The following is a 19,426-nucleotide window of genomic DNA, read 5'->3' on the forward strand; positions in this document are numbered from 1 at the left end:
GTTTTGATCAACCTCTAATCGCGGTCGCTCATCACTGAGTTACTTCGATAGAGATCAATACATCGCTTTTTCCGTTATTTCTAACGGGGCAGTTTTGCTCGTTGTTCAGTTTTCAAAGAACAATTTTCTTTCGTTTGTCGACCGTTTGTTTCAGCGGCGACTTAGATAATATATCATGTGCGCCTATTGGATTGCAAGTACTTTTTTAAACTAATTTGCTAAAACATAATTATTATCATTTACATCTCAAAATTACGCATTAAATCATTAAAAACAATAAAAGATATCGCCCTAAATAAGGACGATATCTTTTATTTTATCCCATTACTTCTTTTATATGCAGATGTCTATCTACCGTAAGGTTAATGATTGTGCCATTAATGGATACCCACGGTCTTGTCGGATGAATAGAATCCGTAAACACAATCTCTCCTACACGATCATCGCTAAGCTTCACGATATTCCCGTTATGGAACTGCGTTACTTTTTCAACAAACACCCTTACATATCCAGGCTCCAGCTTCCCGAAGGCATCGCTCTGAATCTGTTCTAAAACGAAATATGGAGAAGCTGCCTTACGGTAATAACGATTAAGGGTCATCGCATGATAGATATCAGCAATGGCTACAATTTTGGCGTAAGGATGAATCTTGGTCGAATCGATTGCTAACGGATAACCGCTGCCGTCTATTCGCTCATGATGCTGAAGCGCCGATAATTTCACCCCTTCGTTTAAAGAGGCGATATTTTTCAGCAGCTGGTAACCAAGAACTGTGTGACGCTTCATTTCCTCATTCTCCGCTGTTGTTAGGGTTGAAGGCTTGGCCAGAATAGCCTGATCAATCTTCACGTTCCCTATATCGTGCAGCAAACCGGCCAGAGCTATGGGTATCCAATCCTTTCGAGGAAGACCACACCACTGGGCAATGCGATAGGAGGTCAGAGAAACCAATACACTGTTATGCAGCAAGTATTCACGTTCTATAAAGTGTCTTGGTGTGAAAGTAAGTACCTGATACATATTCTCGTGCTGCAGCATCTTCTCGAGCTGTGTCCTCATATCCATAACGGGAATCGGTTGTCCTGATCTGATCTCATTGATAACCCGCTTCAGCAGAACAATCATTTGATCATATTCATCATGCAGCGGCGTTGCAGACAAGCTAGGAACAACCGGTTCCTGTTTGACATTCTCCTGCACTTTTTCTGCCTGATTAGCCGGCATTTCAATCTTTACTTGTGGAACCAGAAATGCACGCATAATGTCTAACTCCCTAGGGGTAACTACTTTCCCCTTCTGGAGCAGCACTCCGCCAAGCGGGGTGAGGACATCATCGCTGATTTTGTCGCCTAATTTCACTTGTGATAAAGCCACTGTTGCCACAACGGTCCCCTCCCGATGTATGCCTATCTTATGCGTTCACTTATTACTCTTCTGTGGGTTCGGAACCAGCTTCCGCCGTTCCTTCTTCGAATTCTTCGCCTTCTTCAAGGGAATCATCGCTATCTTCGTTGCGAGCTACACGGGTTACCGTAGATACCGTGTCGTCTTCACGTGTATTGATCAATTTCACGCCTTGCGTATTACGGCCCATCGTCGAGATGCCTTCCATGCTCATCCGAATCAATGTGCCTAGGGCGGTCATAATCATCAGGTCCTCATCATTTAGAACAACTTTCAAGCTAACAATCGGTCCGTTCTTATCCGTAACGTTAAGGGTCTTAATCCCTTTACCGCCACGATTCTGAATCCGGTATTCGCTCATCGGTGTCCGTTTGCCGTAACCTTTTGCTGTAACGATAAGAACGTCATTATCCGGAACAACAACGTCCATGTCGATAACCACATCTTCATCATCCAACTGAATGCCTTTTACGCCAGTTGCAGATCGGCCCATTGACCGTACATCCTGCTCGGAGAAGCGAATGGACATCCCTTGCGCTGTACCCATTACGATCTCTTGGTTGCCATCTGTCAGCTTCACACCGATAAGTTCGTCATCCTCACGAATCGAAATCGCGATAAGCCCGACTTTACGAATATTTATATAATCGTCAAGCGGAGTCTTTTTCACAATACCTTGTCGTGTAGCAAAGAACAGGTATTGTTCTGAATCGAAGCCTTCTACAGGAATAACCGCGTTGATCGTCTCACCTTGCTCAATCTGAATCAGGTTAATGATCGGCGTCCCTCTAGCTGTCCGGCTAAGATCTGGAATCTCGTAGGCTTTCAAACGGTATACCTTGCCCTTATTCGAGAAGAACAGGAGGTAATGATGAGTATTCGATACAAATAGATGCTCGACAAAGTCATGCTCCTTCGTATCCATGCCCACTACGCCTTTACCGCCGCGCTTCTGACTGCGGTAAGTCGATACCGGAAGACGTTTGATATAACCGGTATGCGTAATAGAGATGATAACATCCTCACGCGGGATTAAATCCTCATCAAGGATCTCTTCATCGCTTACCGTAATCTCTGTGCGACGCTCGTCACCGAAACGCTCTTTGATCTCATTAAGCTCTTCACTAATGATGTTGAGCACAAGCTGCTCATCAGCAAGAATCGCTTTGTATTCAGCGATCTTCTTCATCAGTTCCTCATACTCAGCTTCAATCTTGTCGCGTTCGAGACCAGTCAGCCTTTGTAGACGCATATCGAGAATAGCTTGTGCTTGCTCATAGCTTAGAGCAAAACGCTCAATCAAGCCTTCACGGGCAATATCCGCCGTTTGTGATGCCCGGATAAGCGCAATGACTTCATCCAGATGATCAAGAGCAATACGCAAGCCTTCGAGGATATGAGCTCTAGCTTCTGCTTTCTTCAGGTCATACTCTGTACGACGACGAATTACTTCGATCTGATGCTGCAGGTAGTAATAGAGCATTTCCCGCAAGTTCAACGTCTTCGGCTCACCATTAACAAGTGCTAGCATGTTAATACCGAAGTTCGATTGCATTTGCGTCTGCTTATATAGATTGTTCAGTACAACGCTTGGCGTCACGTCACGGCGAAGCTCAATGACGATCCGCATGCCGTTACGATCGGATTCATCACGAAGGTCTGTGATGCCCTCGATTTTTTTCTCACGAACGAGTTCAGCAATCTTCTCAACCAGACGCGCTTTATTCACTTGGTAAGGCAGCTCATAGACAATAATACGAGCTTTATTACCATTCTCTTCAATGTTAGCCCGAGCTCTCATCGTGACAGTGCCACGACCAGTCAAATAGGCATTACGAATCCCGCTAAGTCCCATCACAATACCCGCTGTCGGGAAGTCAGGACCTTTTACATAATCAATCAGCTCAAGCGGCGTTATTTCCGGATTTTGAATCAGCGCTTGGATGCCGTCGATTACTTCGTTCAAGTTATGCGGGGGAATGTTTGTTGCCATACCTACAGCAATACCTGTTACCCCGTTTACGAGCAGGTTCGGGAATCGTGACGGCAGAACCGCCGGCTCTTTCTCCTCACCGTCATAGTTCGGAACAAAATTAACTGTATCTTTATTTAAATCGCGAAGCATTTCCATGGCGATCTTGGACAAACGCGCTTCGGTATACCGCATCGCCGCCGCCATATCTCCGTCAACTGAGCCGAAGTTGCCATGCCCATCAATAAGCATGTATCGCATCGAGAAATCTTGTGCCATCCGTACCATCGCTTCATATACCGACGAGTCGCCGTGCGGATGATACTTGCCGATAACTTCACCTACGATCCTCGCAGACTTCTTATACGGCTTGTCCGAGGACATGCCCAGCTCCGACATTGCATATAAAATACGACGATGCACCGGTTTAAGACCGTCCCTTACATCGGGCAGTGCGCGGCTCACGATAATACTCATCGCATAGTCCATAAAAGAATCGCGCATTTCTATACCGATGTCACGGTCTTTAATTTGCGAATGCTGTTGTTCTTCCGCCATGTTTTACCTCCCTGACGTCATTGATCTGCCTAACTCATCTTCATGATAACCATTATATTACTTTCACAAAAAAGGCGCGGCTAAACACCTTTTCTACGTTTCAACGATAAAACAGAAAAATTGCCTACAAAAAACGAAAAAAATAGGCAAATAACCGTTTTCTTTCGTTCCAGTGCCGCCATAAAATAAACAGACCCAAATTACATTATACCACTCATTCCAATCTCTGTCTTCTTCTTGATTGTGCATTCATCCATCATTCTGACAGGGTCCATCCGGAAAGGAGCAACCACTTTGTCTATCCAGTATGTATACAGCAAGTGGGAGAAAACAAATGTCCTTCTACATTCATCGGCTCTCCGTGAATACATTCCTGCGACCAAGCTCTTTGGCCATGAGAATCTTATGCTGATGTTAACTGAATACGGCATGGTATACGTTAAACCAGTGAACGGAACCTTCGGCAAGGGAGTCATGCGTGTAGAAAAACTGAAGTCGGCAAGTAAAGGCTACAAATATCAATTAAATACCACCATTAGAACTTTTCCTACCTTCGAGCTGCTGTACCAAAGCTTGGTTAAAAAAATTAATGGCAGACGATATCTGGTCCAACGGGGGATCGATCTGCTTCGCCATAAAAAACGACGCTTCGATATCCGTGTCATGATACAACGTAATGATAACAACCATTGGGAGGCTACCGGTATTATCGGCCGGCTTGCTCATCCTGCTAAAGTCGTTACCAACTATCATAATGGCGGAACTCCGATGTCCTTTGACCGTCTAATGTCTACTCATCAATCTCCTACGCAAAAAATGGTGTACGCCATCCGTCTTAAACAGATCAGTCTTGATATCGCCAAGGAGCTGGAAAAGCATTATCCGGGCATCAAGGAACTCGGCATTGACATTGCCATTGACCAGCAGATGCGCCCTTGGATCCTTGAGGTTAACACCAAGCCTGACGCCTTTATATTCCGCAAGCTCGAAGATAAAACCATATTCCGTAAAATTTATCGGTATGCGGTATCTTACGGGCGATATAAAAAGAAATAGCCGCCCATAAGGACGGCTATCTTTATATTATTGTACTAGATATCCAAGTTCTTAACGTCTTTCGCAAACTGATGAATGAAATCACGGCGTGGTTCTACGTTATCGCCCATCAGCGTATCGAAAATAGTGTCCGCTTCAATGGCGTCTTCGATAGATACCTGGAGCATTGTTCTGCTTTCCGGATCCATCGTTGTCTCCCACAACTGCGTTGCATTCATCTCGCCAAGACCTTTATAACGTTGTACATTCACTTTCACGCCTTCTCCGAACTCAGCGATAATATCATCGCGTTCCTTCTCGGATTGTGCGTAGCGAATCACTTTGTTACGTTCGATCTTAAACAGCGGCGGTTGTGCAATATAGATATAGCCCGCCTCAAGAATCTTCCGCATGTAACGGAAGAAGAACGTCAGCATCAGTGTCCGAATATGGGCACCGTCAACGTCGGCATCCGTCATAATAATGACTTTGTGGTAACGTGCCTTTGCCAAATCGAAGTCGTCACCAATTCCAGTACCAAGCGCCGTAATGATCGCGCGAATCTCAGCATTACCAAGAATACGATCGAGCCTTGCCCGTTCCACGTTCAGAATTTTACCACGAAGCGGTAAAATAGCCTGGAAGTGACGGTCACGGCCTTGTTTCGCTGATCCACCCGCCGAGTCGCCTTCGACAATGTACAACTCACTGATTGAGGCATCCTTCGAAGAGCAGTCAGCCAGTTTACCTGGCAATGAGCTTACTTCTAGCGCGCTCTTACGTCTTGTAAGTTCGCGTGCTTTACGTGCTGCTTCACGGGCTCTAGCCGCTTGCAGGCCCTTCTCCACGATTTTACGGGAGACCGACGGATTCTCATCCAGGAACTCCTGCAGCTTCTCAGCAAAGAACGATTCGACAATACCGCGCACTTCGCTGTTGCCGAGCTTCGTTTTTGTTTGTCCCTCAAACTGCGGCTCTGGGATCTTCACAGAAATGATCGCTGTTAGACCTTCACGCACATCATCGCCGGAGAAATTGGAGTCATTATCTTTAATCAAGTTCGTCTTGCGGGCGTAATCATTGATAATCCGCGTCAACGCACTCTTAAAGCCGGATTCATGTGTACCGCCCTCATGTGTATTGATATTATTCGCGAAGGAATGAATATTCTCCGTGTAGCCGTCATTATATTGCAAAGACACTTCGACCTGAATATGATCTTTCGAACCTTCAACATAAATCGGATCTTCGTGCATAACTTCTTTGTTGCGGTTCAAGTGTCTCACGAACTCGATAATACCGCCATCGTATTTAAACGTATTCGAAGCGCCAGTACGCTCATCCATCAATTCGATCTCAAGGCCTTTATTCAAAAACGCAAGCTCGCGGATCCGCGATTGGAGCGTCTCATATTCGTAAACAGTGGTATCGGTAAAAATCTCAGGGTCCGGCTTGAATCTAACCGTCGTACCGGTCTCGTCCGATTCCCCGATAATCTTGACGTCATACTGCGGTGCACCACGGCGGTATTCTTGTTGGTAGACGTTACCATGGAGCTTAACTGTAACCGTTACATGTTCTGACAACGCATTAACGACGGATACACCTACCCCGTGCAATCCGCCTGATACTTTATAGCCCTCGCCGCCGAATTTACCGCCTGCGTGCAAGACAGTCATAACGACTTCAAGGGTTGATTTCTTAAGCTTTGCGTTCTCCCCGACAGGGATACCACGACCGTTGTCAATTACGGTAATGCTGTTATCCTCGTGGACGATGACTTGAATCTTCGTACAGTAACCTGCCAGCGCCTCATCGATACTATTATCGACAACCTCCCATACGAGATGGTGAAGGCCTTTCCCGCTAGTAGAACCGATATACATCCCTGGACGCTTGCGAACTGCTTCCAAACCTTCGAGGACCTGTATCTGACTCTCATCGTACGTATTTTGCTGATTCAACTGCTCACTGCTCCTCTCATACCTGTTCGCCTTGGCTGCTTCTAGCCGTTCGCCGCAAAATGATGGGCCCGTTTCTTCAAAGTAGAGGATGAAATCGGCGAATAATAGATTTTCTGCTTGGTCACAACAATCGATTTGGGCTCTTCCTCACCAATTGTCTCTACATCCTTGCGCTTGCGGGCTCCTGCTACAAACTGCTTGGATAGCTTGGAGGATTGCTCTATCGATATATCAAAAATGGCTACCAACTCAGCAGCCCGAATAATTTTCTCGCCGCCCAAATGGATATACATGTCCTCCGCCTCCCGTATATACGCTGGTGATCAGCGCGTCACTCGGCCTTCCCGCACATCGTAGATACCGGCGTCTTGGAGCTTGCTCACATTTACGCTCTCGAGTCCGGTCGTTGTAATAAACGTCTGAACTTTGCTTTGAAATGTCTCGATAAGCTGTGTCTGACGATTCTGGTCGAGCTCAGACAACACATCATCAAGCAGTAATAACGGGTATTCCCCAATCTCCTCGCAGATTAACTCAATTTCGGCAAGCTTAAGCGACAGCGCCGTTGTGCGCTGCTGACCCTGCGAGCCGTATACGGCCGCTTCCTTGCCATTGATAAAGAACGCCATGTCGTCGCGATGCGGTCCAACAAGAGACATTCCTCTGCGAATCTCCTGATCCTTCACCTGTGATAACTTTAACATAAATTGCTCAAATAAAACAGTTTCATCTTCGGAGGCGCCGCCGTCAAAGGATGGACGGTACTCAATGGTGAGGTGCTCGCCACCCGCCGTTATACCGGAATGGATCTGCTCCGCCCACCGTTGTAATTTATGTATAAAGTGTTTCCTTTTTTTCATAATTTTAACACCATGCTCAGCAAGCTGCATGTTCCATATATCAAGCATAGCCAGCTGCGAGCTGCCGGGAGTGGTGGTCTTTAGAAAATTGTTCCGCTGTGCCAGCACTTTTGTGTACTGCGTCAACGTATGCAAATAACCGGGCTGTACTTGTCCGATTTCCATATCGAGAAACCGTCTTCGTATGCCCGGCGTTCCTTTTACAATCTCAAGATCTTCTGGTGCGAACATGACGACGTTAAGCGATCCAATAAAATCACTCAGCTTACGCTGCTCTAAACCGTTGATCTTTGCTTTTTTCCCTTGCGTCGAATACATCAAGTCGAGTTTAACCATCCCGTACCGCTTCTCCACCTCACCGTGGATCCGAGCGGAATCGGCTTCCCAGCCGATCAGCTCTTTATCCTTGGATGTACGGTGTGATTTGGTTAGGGCGAGGGCGAAGATCGCCTCAAGCAAATTTGTCTTACCCTGCGCATTTGGCCCGACAAACAAATTCACTTGATTATCTGTCTTAAGCTCAAGTTCTTTGTAATTGCGATAATTGTGCAATTGAATGCTATTTAAAAACACGTTTATTTGTCCTCCCGGCCTGGTATGGGCTTAAGCCCCGGTTACCGTAAAGACGCCGCAGCCCTCTACTTCAACACGGTCACCGACGTACAGTTTTCTGCCACGACGGTTATCCACATCTCCGTTTATATGAACCTCGTTTTCCTGCAAGAAAAATTTCGCGTGTCCACCTGTGGATATACAATCCGCCAGCTTTAAAAACTGTCCAAGCGTAATATATTCCGTACGAATAGCAACTTCCTTCATCGCAAGTTCCCTTCCTTTCACCTTATCTTACCCATGCAGCCTTAATTCGTTGTTCGATAAGGCAGGATGACATACGTGTTGTATGAATGATCCGTCGGACGAATAACAATTGGGCTCATCGCCCCGGTAAAGCCGATAAAAATCTGCTCGCTGTCAATGACTTTAAGCACATCAAGCATATATTTGGAGTTGAAGGCGATCCGCAGCGGCTCACCATCGAATTTTTTTGCATCAAGCTGCTCCGTTACGCGGCCCACTTCAGTGGAGCTGGATGAAATCTCTATGACCCCATTATCAAGCGTCGTGAGTCGAACGATGTTGGTCTTCTCTTCTCTCGACATTAGGTACGCGCGGTCAATTGCATCCGTCAAATTTTTTGTATCGAGTACAAGTTCTGTTTTGAACATGCTCGGAATAATTTTAGATGTATCCGGATAAGTCCCGTCTAATATGCGTGTATAGAAGAGGACGTTGCCGATCTTGAATAATACCTGGTTGTCCGCAACCACAATATCAACGAGGCCGTGCTGATCCGGAACCAGCTTCGACAGCTCCACTAATGTTTTGGCAGCAATAACGACATTATTAAACCGGTACTCCATGGCTGTCTCAGCTTGAGCGACACGGCTTGCCAAGCGGTGGCGGTCGGTCGCCACAAATTTCAGCTGTTTATCTTGAAGGCTCCAGAGTACACCGGTCAGAATTGGTGTTTGCTCATTCACGGATGCTGCAAGTACAGTCTGACGAATCATCGCCTTTAGCAGATCACCAGGCATTTGGAACAGCTCATTTTGCTCAATGGAAGGCAGAACCGGGAATTCCTCAGGGTCCAGGCCTACCATCTGGATATCTGTTGAACCGGAACGAATAAGGGTTTGGAAATGAGCACCTACTTCAATTTCAACATTGTCAGAAGGAAGTTTCTTAACTATCTCGACAAAGAATTTGGCGGGGAGAACGACATTACCTGGTTTATCCACATGTGCAATAACGAGATTATCTCGTTCTACAGGGATAAAGCTTTGAATAGATATATCGGTATCACTAGCCGTTAAGGTAACCCCTTGATGGGTAACTTCAATCTTGATGCCGCCGAGAATAGGGATTGTCGGACGGGAAGAAGCCGCTTTTGCAACCTGTTGGATGGCTTCGTTCAGTTCATGTTTGGAAATCGAAAGTTTCATGGTTTCACTCCTAAGTCCGTTTCGGATCGATGTTTTGTGGTTTAAAAATGGGTTTAAAAATCGGCGGAGCCGTAATGGGCGTTTTCGCCCTATTTTGATGATGTTTTTTTTAAAAATATTAGTAGTCGTAGTAGTAGGCGGCCTGAATATGTGGATAACCGTCTAAAACACGGATAAAGCAAGCCTATCCACATGTGTATAGCTTGTGCATAGGCTTGCTTGGTTGTTCATATAGAAGTGAATAACTTTTACGTGTGATTTTTGATCTTTTCGGTCAGGTTTTGCAAAATCTTGTACAAGTCCTGATCTACCTTTAGCTGCTGCGATATTTTCTCGTGCGCATGGATGACGGTAGTATGATCACGGCCGCCAAATGCTTCACCGATCTTCGGAAGCGAATAATCAGTGAGCTCACGGGAAAGATACATCGCAATTTGACGAGGATAAGCGACAGCTTTGGTCCGTTTACGCGCTTTGAATTCCTCAAGACGCAAACCGTAGAATTCGCCAACCTTCTGCTGAATATCGTTCATGGTGATCATCTTCGGACGGCTGGAAGGAATAATATCCTTTAATGCCTCAGCTGCCAGATGGGATGTAATATCCTGATTAATAAGCGAAGAATAAGCAACTACACGGATTAAAGCGCCTTCCAGCTCACGAATATTCGTATCAATCTGGTTAGCAATGTAGACCATAGCTTCATTGGGAATATCAAGGTTCTCCGCTTTCGCCTTTTTACGCAAAATGGCGATCCTCGTCTCCAAATCTGGCGCTTGAATGTCCGTAATCAATCCCCACTCAAACCGTGAACGCAGCCTTTCCTCTAAAGTCGGGATCTCCTTTGGCGTACGGTCACTGGAAATCACGATTTGCTTCCGCTCTTCATGCAGCGCATTAAAGGTATGGAAGAACTCCTCTTGCGTCCCATCCTTACCCGCCAAAAACTGAATATCGTCAATGAGAAGCACGTCAATATTGCGATATTTGTTCCGGAAGCTCTCGCCACGGTTATCGCGGATTGCATTAATGAACTCGTTCGTAAACTTCTCAGATGAGATATACATAATCTTCGTGCTTGGATTGTGATCCATAATGTAGTGGCCAATCGCATGCATTAAATGCGTCTTGCCAAGACCTACACCGCCATATAAAAAGAGCGGATTGTACGCTTTAGCCGGTGCTTCTGCAACAGCTAGCGAAGCAGCATGAGCAAACCGGTTATTTGCGCCGATGACGAAGGTATCAAATGTATATTTCGGGTTGAGCATATGATTGAATGTCTCTTCATGAACGATTGGTGCTTCGACTGATCTTGGCTGCACAGCGGGCACGGGCTCGGCTGTTTTGGCCTCTTCAATTGAAAATCGGACATCGACCTGTCTGCCGAGAAACTCAAACAAGGTATTACGAATTAATTTGGTATATCGGCCTTCCAGCCATTCAGCCGCAAATGTTGTCGGCGCCGTCACTTCCAGCAAAGAATCATTCACGAAGGAAGCCTTGGTCGCTTTAAACCAGGTATCGAAACTGGGTTTGCTTAGTTTCGTCTGAATGATTGACAACACTTGCTGCCATAAATCATAGGTATGGCTGTCCACAGACGTCACTCCTTATCAAAAATCGCCAAAACGGCGCAATTAAGCCAAATCATGTCGAATGAATGGTGTTTATTACGAATACATCCACAATATGAAGAATAAAGGGAACATGAGTTATAAATAGGGGATGAGTTTGTTCACAATGTTATCCACAGGTTGTTGATAAGAGTAGCTGATCGATGAGGTATACACACCGAAAACATAATAATCATAGCAAAAGATCCCTTGTATTTCAACGAATTGTGAGATTTTATCCACAAATTCTATAGCTTGTGCATAAAAGTTATAGACACCACTACATATTGTTAATATCTTGTTACCATTTCGACAAAGTTCGTGCAAAGTCCCGAAAAATTATGCACATGTTATTAGTTTTCCGACAAAGTACTGTATTCCATTCATTTATCCACAATATTTGGGTGAGCTCGTTTTTAATTGACTTTTCGGGGCCAGCATGGTTTAATAAAAAAAGCGTGTTTCAAAAAAACAGTTGTTTACAAAGAATAAGCAGATCGATAATATGCGATACTGTTTCAGTATTTGATATACGGGAGGTGCAGTTCAGATGAGACCTACATTTAAACCGAATGTAAGCAAACGAGCAAAAGTACATGGCTTCCGCAAACGGATGAGCTCGAAAAACGGACGTAAAGTTTTGGCAGCGCGTCGTCAAAAAGGCAGAAAAGTTCTTAGCGCATAAGCAAAAGACCACGTCGGGTGGTCTTTTTTTTTGCCCTGCGGGCGATACTGATAGGTAAAGGATCGGTTTCGCGGGGTAAATCATACATAGAGGTTTATTAAATGAAGAAAGAACGGTGAACCTGGTCGTGCAAAGAAAACTGCGTCTGCGTAACCGCGCTGACTTCAATCGGATCTATCGTTATGGCAAATCATTTGCGAATGGGCAGTTTGTCGTCTATTGGTCGAGGCAGCCAGTTGCGGAACCATTCCGGTTAGGCGTATCTGCCAGTAAGAAAATCGGCAATGCTGTTGTGCGTAATCGGATGAGACGCGTTATTAAGGAAATTATCCGTTTGAACGGAGCGAAAATCGTCCCGAACATTGATTTTATATTAATAGTAAGAAAACCTGCGGTTGAGATGGAGACGAAGCAGCTGGAGAAGAGCATTATGCACGTACTTAGGAAGGCTGCTTTGCTGAAGAAAGAAGCTCGTTTTTAGCAAAAGTGGACAGCATTTCCAACTTGTTTCTTTGTCCTATTATTTATGGTATAGTTTAGACAATAATGCTTAGTTTGGAGTGTTCAGAGAGGAGATTTCACGTTGGTTTTAAGAAAAAACCGCAAGTGGCTGCTCGTACTGGGTCTGGTGCTGATGGTAGCATTGCTCTCCGGATGCGGTCAGCAGATCAATAACACGACGAGTACAGCAGATTTACAGCACGGCAACTTCTGGGAGAAAAACGTAGTTTATTATTTTTCCCTGACGCTGGATACATTTGCTGACTGGTTCCACGGTTCATATGGACTAGCAATCCTGCTCATTACGGTTATTGTAAGAACAGCAATTTTGCCGTTAACACTGAAGCAGTATCGCAGCTCGAAGGCGATGCAGGCGATTCAGCCGCAAATGGCCGAAATCAAGAAGAAACATAAAGACAACCCGCAGAAACAGCAGGAAGAAACGATGAAGCTGTTCCAAGCAAACAAAGTCAATCCAATGGCTGGATGCTTGCCGCTTATCGTACAAATGCCTGTGTTTATGGCACTTTATAACTCGATTTACCGAAATCCTGAGGTTCGTACGCATGAATTCCTCGGATTGCAGCTTGGTGAGCCGGGACCATGGTACTTCCTGCCGCTAATTGCAGCAGCAACTACATTCGTTCAATCGAAGATGATGCAGAAGCAGCAAACACAAGCGATGCCAGGTATGGGTGCGATGCTTATGATCTTCCCAGTCCTGATCTTCGTTATGGCGCTGAACTTCCCGTCGGCTCTTCCTTTGTACTGGATTTTCAGTAATATTTACACGATAGTTCAAAACTACTTCCTGTACGTTCGTTCATCCAACAAGGGTAAGGAGGCCCTCGCGAAATGAAGAAAATTCTAGCATCAGGGAAAACGATTGATGATGCTGTACAGAGCGGTTTGACACAATTAAATGTAACCAAGGATCGCGTCAAAGTGCTTGTAATGGAGCAGCCTTCCAAAGGGTTGTTCGGACTCATTGGCGTAAAAGCAGCAAAGGTTGAGCTGGAGCTCATCCCGGATCCAACAATTGAAGCAGAGCAATTTCTTCGTGATGTGGCAGAGGCAATGGGTTTAACTGTTGCCATCGAGCGGAAACAAACGAGAGATGCAACTTATCTGTCCGTATCGGGCGGTGGGGACATCGGCATGCTGATTGGCCGGCGCGGACAAACACTTGACGCGCTGCAGTATTTGGTTAACATAGTGGCAAATCGATACTCGGACAGCCATCTTCGGATCGTACTTGATGCAGAAGATTTTCGCGAGCGTCGCCGCAAGACGCTGGAGGAATTATCGGAACGCCTTGCCGGCAGGGTTATACGCACAAAGAAAGAGGTTGTGCTGGAGCCGATGTCGTCGCATGAACGCAAAGTGATTCATTCCCAGCTTCAGAATCACCCAAGGGTGAAAACTTATAGCAAAGGCGACGAGCCGAATCGGCGCGTTGTTATTGCTTTGAAGGAAAAGCAGATGTAAGGTTAGATCTATAGATTTATGAATTCGCAGCAATGGCTCCCGTGGTCATTGCTGTTTTTCCATTTGAGAGGTGCTGACAGCTATGGTGCACGATACTATTGCGGCGATTTCAACGGCAGTTGGAGAAGGCGGCATTGCGATTATTCGCGTCAGTGGTCCCGATGCAATTGAAGGGACTGCCCGGATTTTTCGTTCACGGACCGATCTAACGGATGTGGCAACGCATACTGTTCATTACGGTCATATTATAGATCCCAGGACTGGGGAGCAAGTTGAGGAAGTTATCGTTACGGTGATGCGTGGACCACGCTCATTCACAGCGGAGGATGTTGTTGAGATTAATGCCCATGGCGGCGTGGTTGCTGTTAAGAAGGTTCTTGATCAGGTACTGCTGCAGGATGGTTTCAGAATTGCGGAGCCAGGCGAGTTTACCAAGAGGGCATTTCTAAATGGTCGGATTGATTTGATGCAGGCCGAAGCGGTTATCGACCTGATTCGTTCGAAGTCGGATCGTGCGTTCTCGGTAGCTCGCAAACAGGCAGAAGGAACATTGTCGAAGCGGATTAAAGCACTCCGTCAGACGGTGATTGAGCTGCTCGCACACATCGAAGTAAATATCGACTACCCTGAACATGATGTTGAGGATCTGACAAGTGCGTACATTCGTGAACAGAGCGGATCTGCACTTGAGGAGATTGCCAAGCTGTTAAAAACGGCGAACGAAGGAAAGATATTACGTGAGGGTATTATGACGGCAATTGTCGGACGCCCGAATGTAGGGAAGTCTTCACTGCTTAATATGCTGGCGCAAGAAAATAAAGCGATTGTAACAGATATTCCTGGTACAACCCGAGATGTCATTGAGGAGTATGTCACCTTGAATCATATTCCGCTCAGGCTGCTTGATACGGCGGGTATCCGCGAAACAAGTGATATTGTTGAGAAAATTGGTGTGGAACGGTCGCATAACGCGCTTGAAGAAGCGGATCTAATCTTGTTTGTACTTAATAACAATGAAAGCTTGCATGAGGATGACCGGGCGCTGCTTGAAAAGGTGAAGGATCGCCAGCTTATTCTCGTTATTAATAAATCGGATTTGGATTCAAAGCTGGATATGTCTGAGATTGAAGAGCTTGTTAGTGAGGAAAGAATCGTACGTATGTCGGTTCTTGAAGAAGAAGGACTCGATCAATTGGAGAAAGCGATCAGTAAGTTATTTTTCGAAGGGCAGCTTGATTCAGGAGATTTGACATATGTCAGCAATGTTCGGCATATTTCTCTGCTGAAGCGGGCACAGCAATCACTGCTTGATGCAATAGAAGCGTCGAATGTTGGCATTCCAATCGATCTGATTCAGATCGATGTGCGTGATGCGTGGGAATCGCTTGGTGAGATTTTGGGCGATGAGGTTGGCGATTCATTAATAGATCAAATTTTTTCGCAGTTCTGTTTAGGGAAGTAAAGTGAATTGGAGGGTATTAAAGTGACATATGAAGCTGGGCAATATGAAGTCATTGTCATAGGAGCGGGTCATGCTGGCTGTGAATCGGCGCTTGCTTCTGCGAGAATGGGCTGCGAGACGCTGCTGCTGACGATCAATCTGGATATGGTGGCATTTATGCCATGTAATCCATCGATCGGGGGACCTGCGAAAGGGCATGTGGTGCGTGAGATTGATGCACTAGGCGGCGAGATGGGGCGCAATATCGATAAAACGTTTATCCAAATGCGGATGCTGAATACGGGCAAAGGTCCTGCCGTTCATGCGCTGCGTGCGCAGGCCGATAAGTTCTCTTATCAGCACACGATGAAGAAGACCATCGAGGAGACGGACCATCTAACGCTTCGACAAGGGATGGCAGAGGATCTGATCGTAGAAGATGGCAAAATAGTGGGGATTGTTACAAAAACGGGTGCCATCTATCGAGCAAAATCGGTTGTTATTACAACCGGTACCTACTTACGCGGCAAGATTATTATGGGTGAATTGATGTATGAGAGTGGTCCAAATAATCAGCAGCCCTCGGTGAAGCTGTCAGCTAGCCTGAAGGAACTGGGCTTTAAATTGGCTCGCTTTAAGACGGGTACACCGCCGCGTGTGCATAAGGATACGATCGATTTTAGCAAAACGGAAATTCAACCTGGTGATGATAAACCGAAGTTTTTCTCGTATGAGACAGAGTCATCCGATAATGAGCAGCTGCCTTGCTGGCTGACTTATACGTCGGAAGCTACCCATAAAATTATTAACGACAACCTGCACCGTGCGCCAATGTTCTCAGGAGCCATTGAAGGTACAGGTCCTCGTTATTGTCCTTCTATTGAAGATAAAATTGTTCGTTTCGCTGATAAGCCGAAGCATCAAATTTTCTTAGAGCCAGAAGGCAAGCATACTTCGGAGTATTATGTACAAGGACTCTCAACTAGTATGCCGGAAGATGTGCAGCTTGGAATTTTACGTTCTATTCCAGGTTTGGAAAAAGTTGAGATGATGCGTAATGGTTACGCAATTGAATATGATGCAGTTGTTCCAACACAGCTTTGGCCATCCTTGGAGACAAAGCTGGTCGACGGATTATTCACAGCTGGACAAATCAACGGCACTTCAGGTTATGAAGAGGCTGCAGGTCAAGGAATTATTGCCGGTATCAATGCGGCGCGTAAAGTACAAGGTAAAGAGCCGGTTATCATTGATCGTTCGCAAGGGTATATCGGGGTTATGATTGATGACCTTGTAACAAAAGGAACAAATGATCCATACCGTTTGCTTACGTCACGTGCAGAATATCGTTTGCTGCTCCGTCATGATAATGCTGATCTTCGGTTGACTCCAACTGGTTATGAAATCGGACTTATTTCGGAAGAGCGTTACCAAACCTTCCTTAATAAGAAAGACCTTGTTGCACAGGAGATTGAACGTCTTAGCACAACGAAGATTCGTCCCGAAGTAGCGTTGCCAATGCTGGAGGCAGCTGGTTCCGCACCTATCGCATTTAGCATGGATGCTTTGTCGCTGCTTCGACGTCCTGAACTGACGCATGCGATGATCGAAACCATTGCACCTTCCGATCTTCCTCTGACAGAGGAAATGAAGGAGCAGGCGGAAATTCAAATTAAATACGCTGGTTACATTGAAAAACAATTGCACCAAGTAGAGCGAATGAACAAGATGGAGAAGAAGAAAATTCCGGATGACATCGTATATAGCGAAGTACATGGCTTGGCATCTGAGGCCAAACAAAAATTGGCCGATATTCGTCCATTGTCGATCGGGCAAGCATCACGGATTGCAGGTGTAACTCCAGCTGACATTTCCATTCTGCTCGTATATTTGGAACACTATAATCGTGTGACGGCAGCGAGAGGATCCTAATGACAGAGACGCATGTATGGTTTGAAAAGCTGATGGGGGAGAATGAGATATCTTTATCTCCTAAGCAGCTTGAACAATTTGATACGTATCACCGCTTGCTAGTAGAGTGGAATGAACGGATGAACTTAACGGGGATTACAGAGCGGGATGCCGTTTTTGAGAAGCATTTCTTCGATTCGCTCTCGCTCTCGTTCTTCGTGAATATGAAAGACGTTCGGAAAATTGCTGATATCGGTTCAGGAGCAGGATTTCCAAGTATTCCGTTAAAAATCTGTTTTCCACATCTGAAGGTCGTAATTGTAGATTCGTTAAATAAACGGATTCAATTCTTGAATCAACTGGTTACGGAGCTCGGACTTGAAGATGTAAATTGTGTTCATGGGCGTGCAGAAGATATTGCAAGAATGCCGGAATATCGGGATACTTTCGATCTCGTTACAGCAAGAGCAGTTGCTCGCCTTAATGTTCTAAATGAATTTTGTTTACCTTTTACCCGTAAGAATGGGTTGTTCGCTGCGATGAAAGGTTCGCAAAGTGTTGAGGAAGTTAAGGAAGCGGGAGTAAGCCTTCGAGAGCTAAGAGGGAAGGTTCGTGCAGAGCATGCCTTCAAGCTGCCATTTGAGCAATCGGAACGACATATCGTTCTGATTGAAAAAACAGACTCTACGCCTAAAAAATATCCGCGCAAAGCGGGGACACCTCTTAAAGAACCACTTATTTAAATGATTATAGCTCTCCGTATGTTTCACGTGAAACATACGGAGAGCTATTTGTGTACATAGGAAATTATAAAAAGATCAAGCAGGAAATTGTCTACTTGAAGTCGAAATATTAGATTTATAGATGAGACCCGGCACATAGTATAGAAGGTTAAGACTGGGTATCGCGATCAGTCTATTAAACGAGGTTGTCTGTAATACGGAATAAAGATAAAATGGTAGTAGCGGTAAGAAAACCAATTGCCGTTAATGCATAGCAGCACATCTTGGAAACCAACCCGTTTTACGGCAACTGGTTTCTTGATCGGGTGGTAGAGTAGATAATATGAAAGAATCATTTTCCCGGTTGTTCGGTTTAAGTGATCAGCGGAGCGGTCAAGAAGAGATTCGGCAAATTCCAATTCAAGATATTGATACGAGTCCGTTCCAACCAAGGACAATCTTCGATGATGAACGTATCGATGAGTTGTGCCAAACGATCAAAACGCATGGTATTATTCAGCCTATTGTCGTTCGCGCTAGAAATGGCAGATATGAGATTATCGCAGGGGAGCGCCGCTGGCGTGCGGTTACGAAGCTTGGTTTCGAAACTATTCCGGCTATTATTCGCGAATTTAATGATTCGCAGACGGCATCCATTGCACTGATCGAGAATCTTCAGCGTGAGAATCTGACGGCTATTGAGGAAGCGATTGCCTACCAAAAGCTGATTGAGCTTCATGAGTTGACGCAGGAAAGTTTAGCTCAACGTTTAGGCAAAAGCCAATCCACAATTGCAAATAAACTGCGTTTGCTCGGGTTAAACGAAACGGTTAAGAATGCGCTTGCAGGTCGGAAAATATCAGAGCGTCATGCTAGAGCACTGTTGTCGCTGGATACGGAAGAACTGCAGAATCAGGTGCTTGAAGAGATCATTACGAAGGAATTAAACGTCAAACAGACGGAGAATCGTATTGCCTCCCTGAAGGAAGAACCTAAACCAAAGCAAACCAAACGTTTTGCTATGCCGAAAAACACTCGACTGGCCTTTAACACTATTCGCCAAGCTGTACAAATGGTTTCGAGCACGGGAATGGAAATTAAGGCAGACGAAAAAGATCTTGGCGATTTCTATGAAATTACTATTCATATACCGAAAAGTTAGCTTTGCGTAGTCATTTATGATCAACGTAATAGTACTTCTCTGGGCCGTCCTCTATGAGGGCGGCAAAACCGTTTATATCGGTACGTTTCACCGTTAGCGTAAT

Annotated in this window: 17 protein-coding genes; 9 read left to right on the plus strand and 8 right to left on the minus strand. The window is 45.4% G+C overall.

Features of this window, described 5'->3' with window-relative positions:
* Window positions 1-316: 316 nt before the first annotated feature.
* A complete protein-coding gene (locus AB4Y93_RS21725; protein WP_441895015.1) occupies window positions 317-1,384 on the minus strand; it encodes an HD-GYP domain-containing protein in 1,068 nt (355 codons plus the stop codon).
* Window positions 1,385-1,427: 43 nt separating this feature from the next.
* Entirely contained in the window at window positions 1,428-3,935 is a 2,508-nt protein-coding gene (gene gyrA, locus AB4Y93_RS21730; protein ID WP_441895017.1) for a DNA gyrase subunit A, read from the minus strand.
* Between the two features lie 294 nt (window positions 3,936-4,229).
* Between gyrA and AB4Y93_RS21735 the strand changes: the two genes are divergently transcribed.
* Complete coding sequence (locus tag AB4Y93_RS21735; RefSeq protein WP_441895018.1) at window positions 4,230-4,991, plus strand: YheC/YheD family protein; 762 nt, start codon at window positions 4,230-4,232, stop codon at window positions 4,989-4,991.
* Window positions 4,992-5,026: 35 nt separating this feature from the next.
* On the opposite strand, the gene gyrB is transcribed toward AB4Y93_RS21735, so the two are convergent.
* The 6 genes from gyrB to dnaA form a co-directional block, all read right to left on the minus strand.
* Complete coding sequence (gyrB, locus tag AB4Y93_RS21740) at window positions 5,027-6,934, minus strand: DNA topoisomerase (ATP-hydrolyzing) subunit B (protein ID WP_441895020.1); 1,908 nt, start codon at window positions 6,932-6,934, stop codon at window positions 5,027-5,029.
* Between the two features lie 41 nt (window positions 6,935-6,975).
* Window positions 6,976-7,227: an extracellular matrix regulator RemB gene (remB, locus tag AB4Y93_RS21745; RefSeq protein ID WP_012772007.1), complete on the minus strand. Its 252-nt coding sequence runs from the start codon at window positions 7,225-7,227 to the stop codon at window positions 6,976-6,978.
* Window positions 7,228-7,257: 30 nt separating this feature from the next.
* On the minus strand, window positions 7,258-8,367 hold the full coding sequence (gene recF, locus AB4Y93_RS21750) for a DNA replication/repair protein RecF (protein WP_167281217.1): 1,110 nt from the start codon (window positions 8,365-8,367) through the stop codon (window positions 7,258-7,260).
* A 30-nt stretch (window positions 8,368-8,397) separates the two neighbouring features.
* Window positions 8,398-8,613 carry a S4 domain-containing protein YaaA gene (gene yaaA, locus AB4Y93_RS21755; RefSeq protein WP_167281218.1) on the minus strand — a complete coding sequence of 72 codons (216 nt, stop codon included), beginning with the start codon at window positions 8,611-8,613 and terminating at the stop codon, window positions 8,398-8,400.
* 41 nt (window positions 8,614-8,654) lie between these two features.
* Window positions 8,655-9,797 carry a DNA polymerase III subunit beta gene (dnaN, locus tag AB4Y93_RS21760; protein WP_441895022.1) on the minus strand — a complete coding sequence of 381 codons (1,143 nt, stop codon included), beginning with the start codon at window positions 9,795-9,797 and terminating at the stop codon, window positions 8,655-8,657.
* Between the two features lie 248 nt (window positions 9,798-10,045).
* Complete coding sequence (gene dnaA / locus AB4Y93_RS21765) at window positions 10,046-11,398, minus strand: chromosomal replication initiator protein DnaA (protein ID WP_167281220.1); 1,353 nt, start codon at window positions 11,396-11,398, stop codon at window positions 10,046-10,048.
* Between the two features lie 565 nt (window positions 11,399-11,963).
* On the opposite strand from dnaA, the gene rpmH reads away from it, so the two are divergent.
* The 8 genes from rpmH to noc all read left to right on the plus strand — a co-directional run bounded on the left by rpmH (window position 11,964) and on the right by noc (window position 19,323).
* Window positions 11,964-12,098 (plus strand): 50S ribosomal protein L34, encoded by a 135-nt coding sequence (gene rpmH, locus AB4Y93_RS21770; RefSeq protein WP_068681599.1) that lies wholly within the window; start codon window positions 11,964-11,966, stop codon window positions 12,096-12,098.
* 127 nt (window positions 12,099-12,225) lie between these two features.
* Window positions 12,226-12,579 carry a ribonuclease P protein component gene (gene rnpA / locus AB4Y93_RS21775; protein WP_441895024.1) on the plus strand — a complete coding sequence of 118 codons (354 nt, stop codon included), beginning with the start codon at window positions 12,226-12,228 and terminating at the stop codon, window positions 12,577-12,579.
* A 153-nt stretch (window positions 12,580-12,732) separates the two neighbouring features.
* The gene (locus AB4Y93_RS21780; protein WP_167281672.1) at window positions 12,733-13,458 is read left to right on the plus strand and encodes a YidC/Oxa1 family membrane protein insertase; all 726 of its coding nucleotides are present in this window, start codon (window positions 12,733-12,735) and stop codon (window positions 13,456-13,458) included.
* The gene (jag, locus tag AB4Y93_RS21785) at window positions 13,455-14,087 is read left to right on the plus strand and encodes an RNA-binding cell elongation regulator Jag/EloR (RefSeq protein ID WP_441895026.1); all 633 of its coding nucleotides are present in this window, start codon (window positions 13,455-13,457) and stop codon (window positions 14,085-14,087) included. The genes AB4Y93_RS21780 and jag overlap by 4 nt, the downstream gene beginning before the upstream one ends.
* Window positions 14,088-14,169: 82 nt before the next feature.
* Window positions 14,170-15,549 carry a tRNA uridine-5-carboxymethylaminomethyl(34) synthesis GTPase MnmE gene (gene mnmE / locus AB4Y93_RS21790; RefSeq protein ID WP_441895028.1) on the plus strand — a complete coding sequence of 460 codons (1,380 nt, stop codon included), beginning with the start codon at window positions 14,170-14,172 and terminating at the stop codon, window positions 15,547-15,549.
* A gap of 21 nt (window positions 15,550-15,570) precedes the next feature.
* Window positions 15,571-17,460 carry a tRNA uridine-5-carboxymethylaminomethyl(34) synthesis enzyme MnmG gene (gene mnmG, locus AB4Y93_RS21795; protein WP_441895030.1) on the plus strand — a complete coding sequence of 630 codons (1,890 nt, stop codon included), beginning with the start codon at window positions 15,571-15,573 and terminating at the stop codon, window positions 17,458-17,460.
* Window positions 17,460-18,182 carry a 16S rRNA (guanine(527)-N(7))-methyltransferase RsmG gene (rsmG, locus tag AB4Y93_RS21800; protein WP_441895031.1) on the plus strand — a complete coding sequence of 241 codons (723 nt, stop codon included), beginning with the start codon at window positions 17,460-17,462 and terminating at the stop codon, window positions 18,180-18,182. The genes mnmG and rsmG overlap by 1 nt, the downstream gene beginning before the upstream one ends.
* Window positions 18,183-18,504: 322 nt before the next feature.
* A complete protein-coding gene (gene noc / locus AB4Y93_RS21805; protein WP_441895033.1) occupies window positions 18,505-19,323 on the plus strand; it encodes a nucleoid occlusion protein in 819 nt (272 codons plus the stop codon).
* Window positions 19,324-19,426: the final 103 nt, after the last annotated feature.

It is taken from the genome of Paenibacillus sp. YAF4_2 (genome assembly GCF_052113225.1).
Classification (GTDB): domain Bacteria; phylum Bacillota; class Bacilli; order Paenibacillales; family Paenibacillaceae; genus Pristimantibacillus.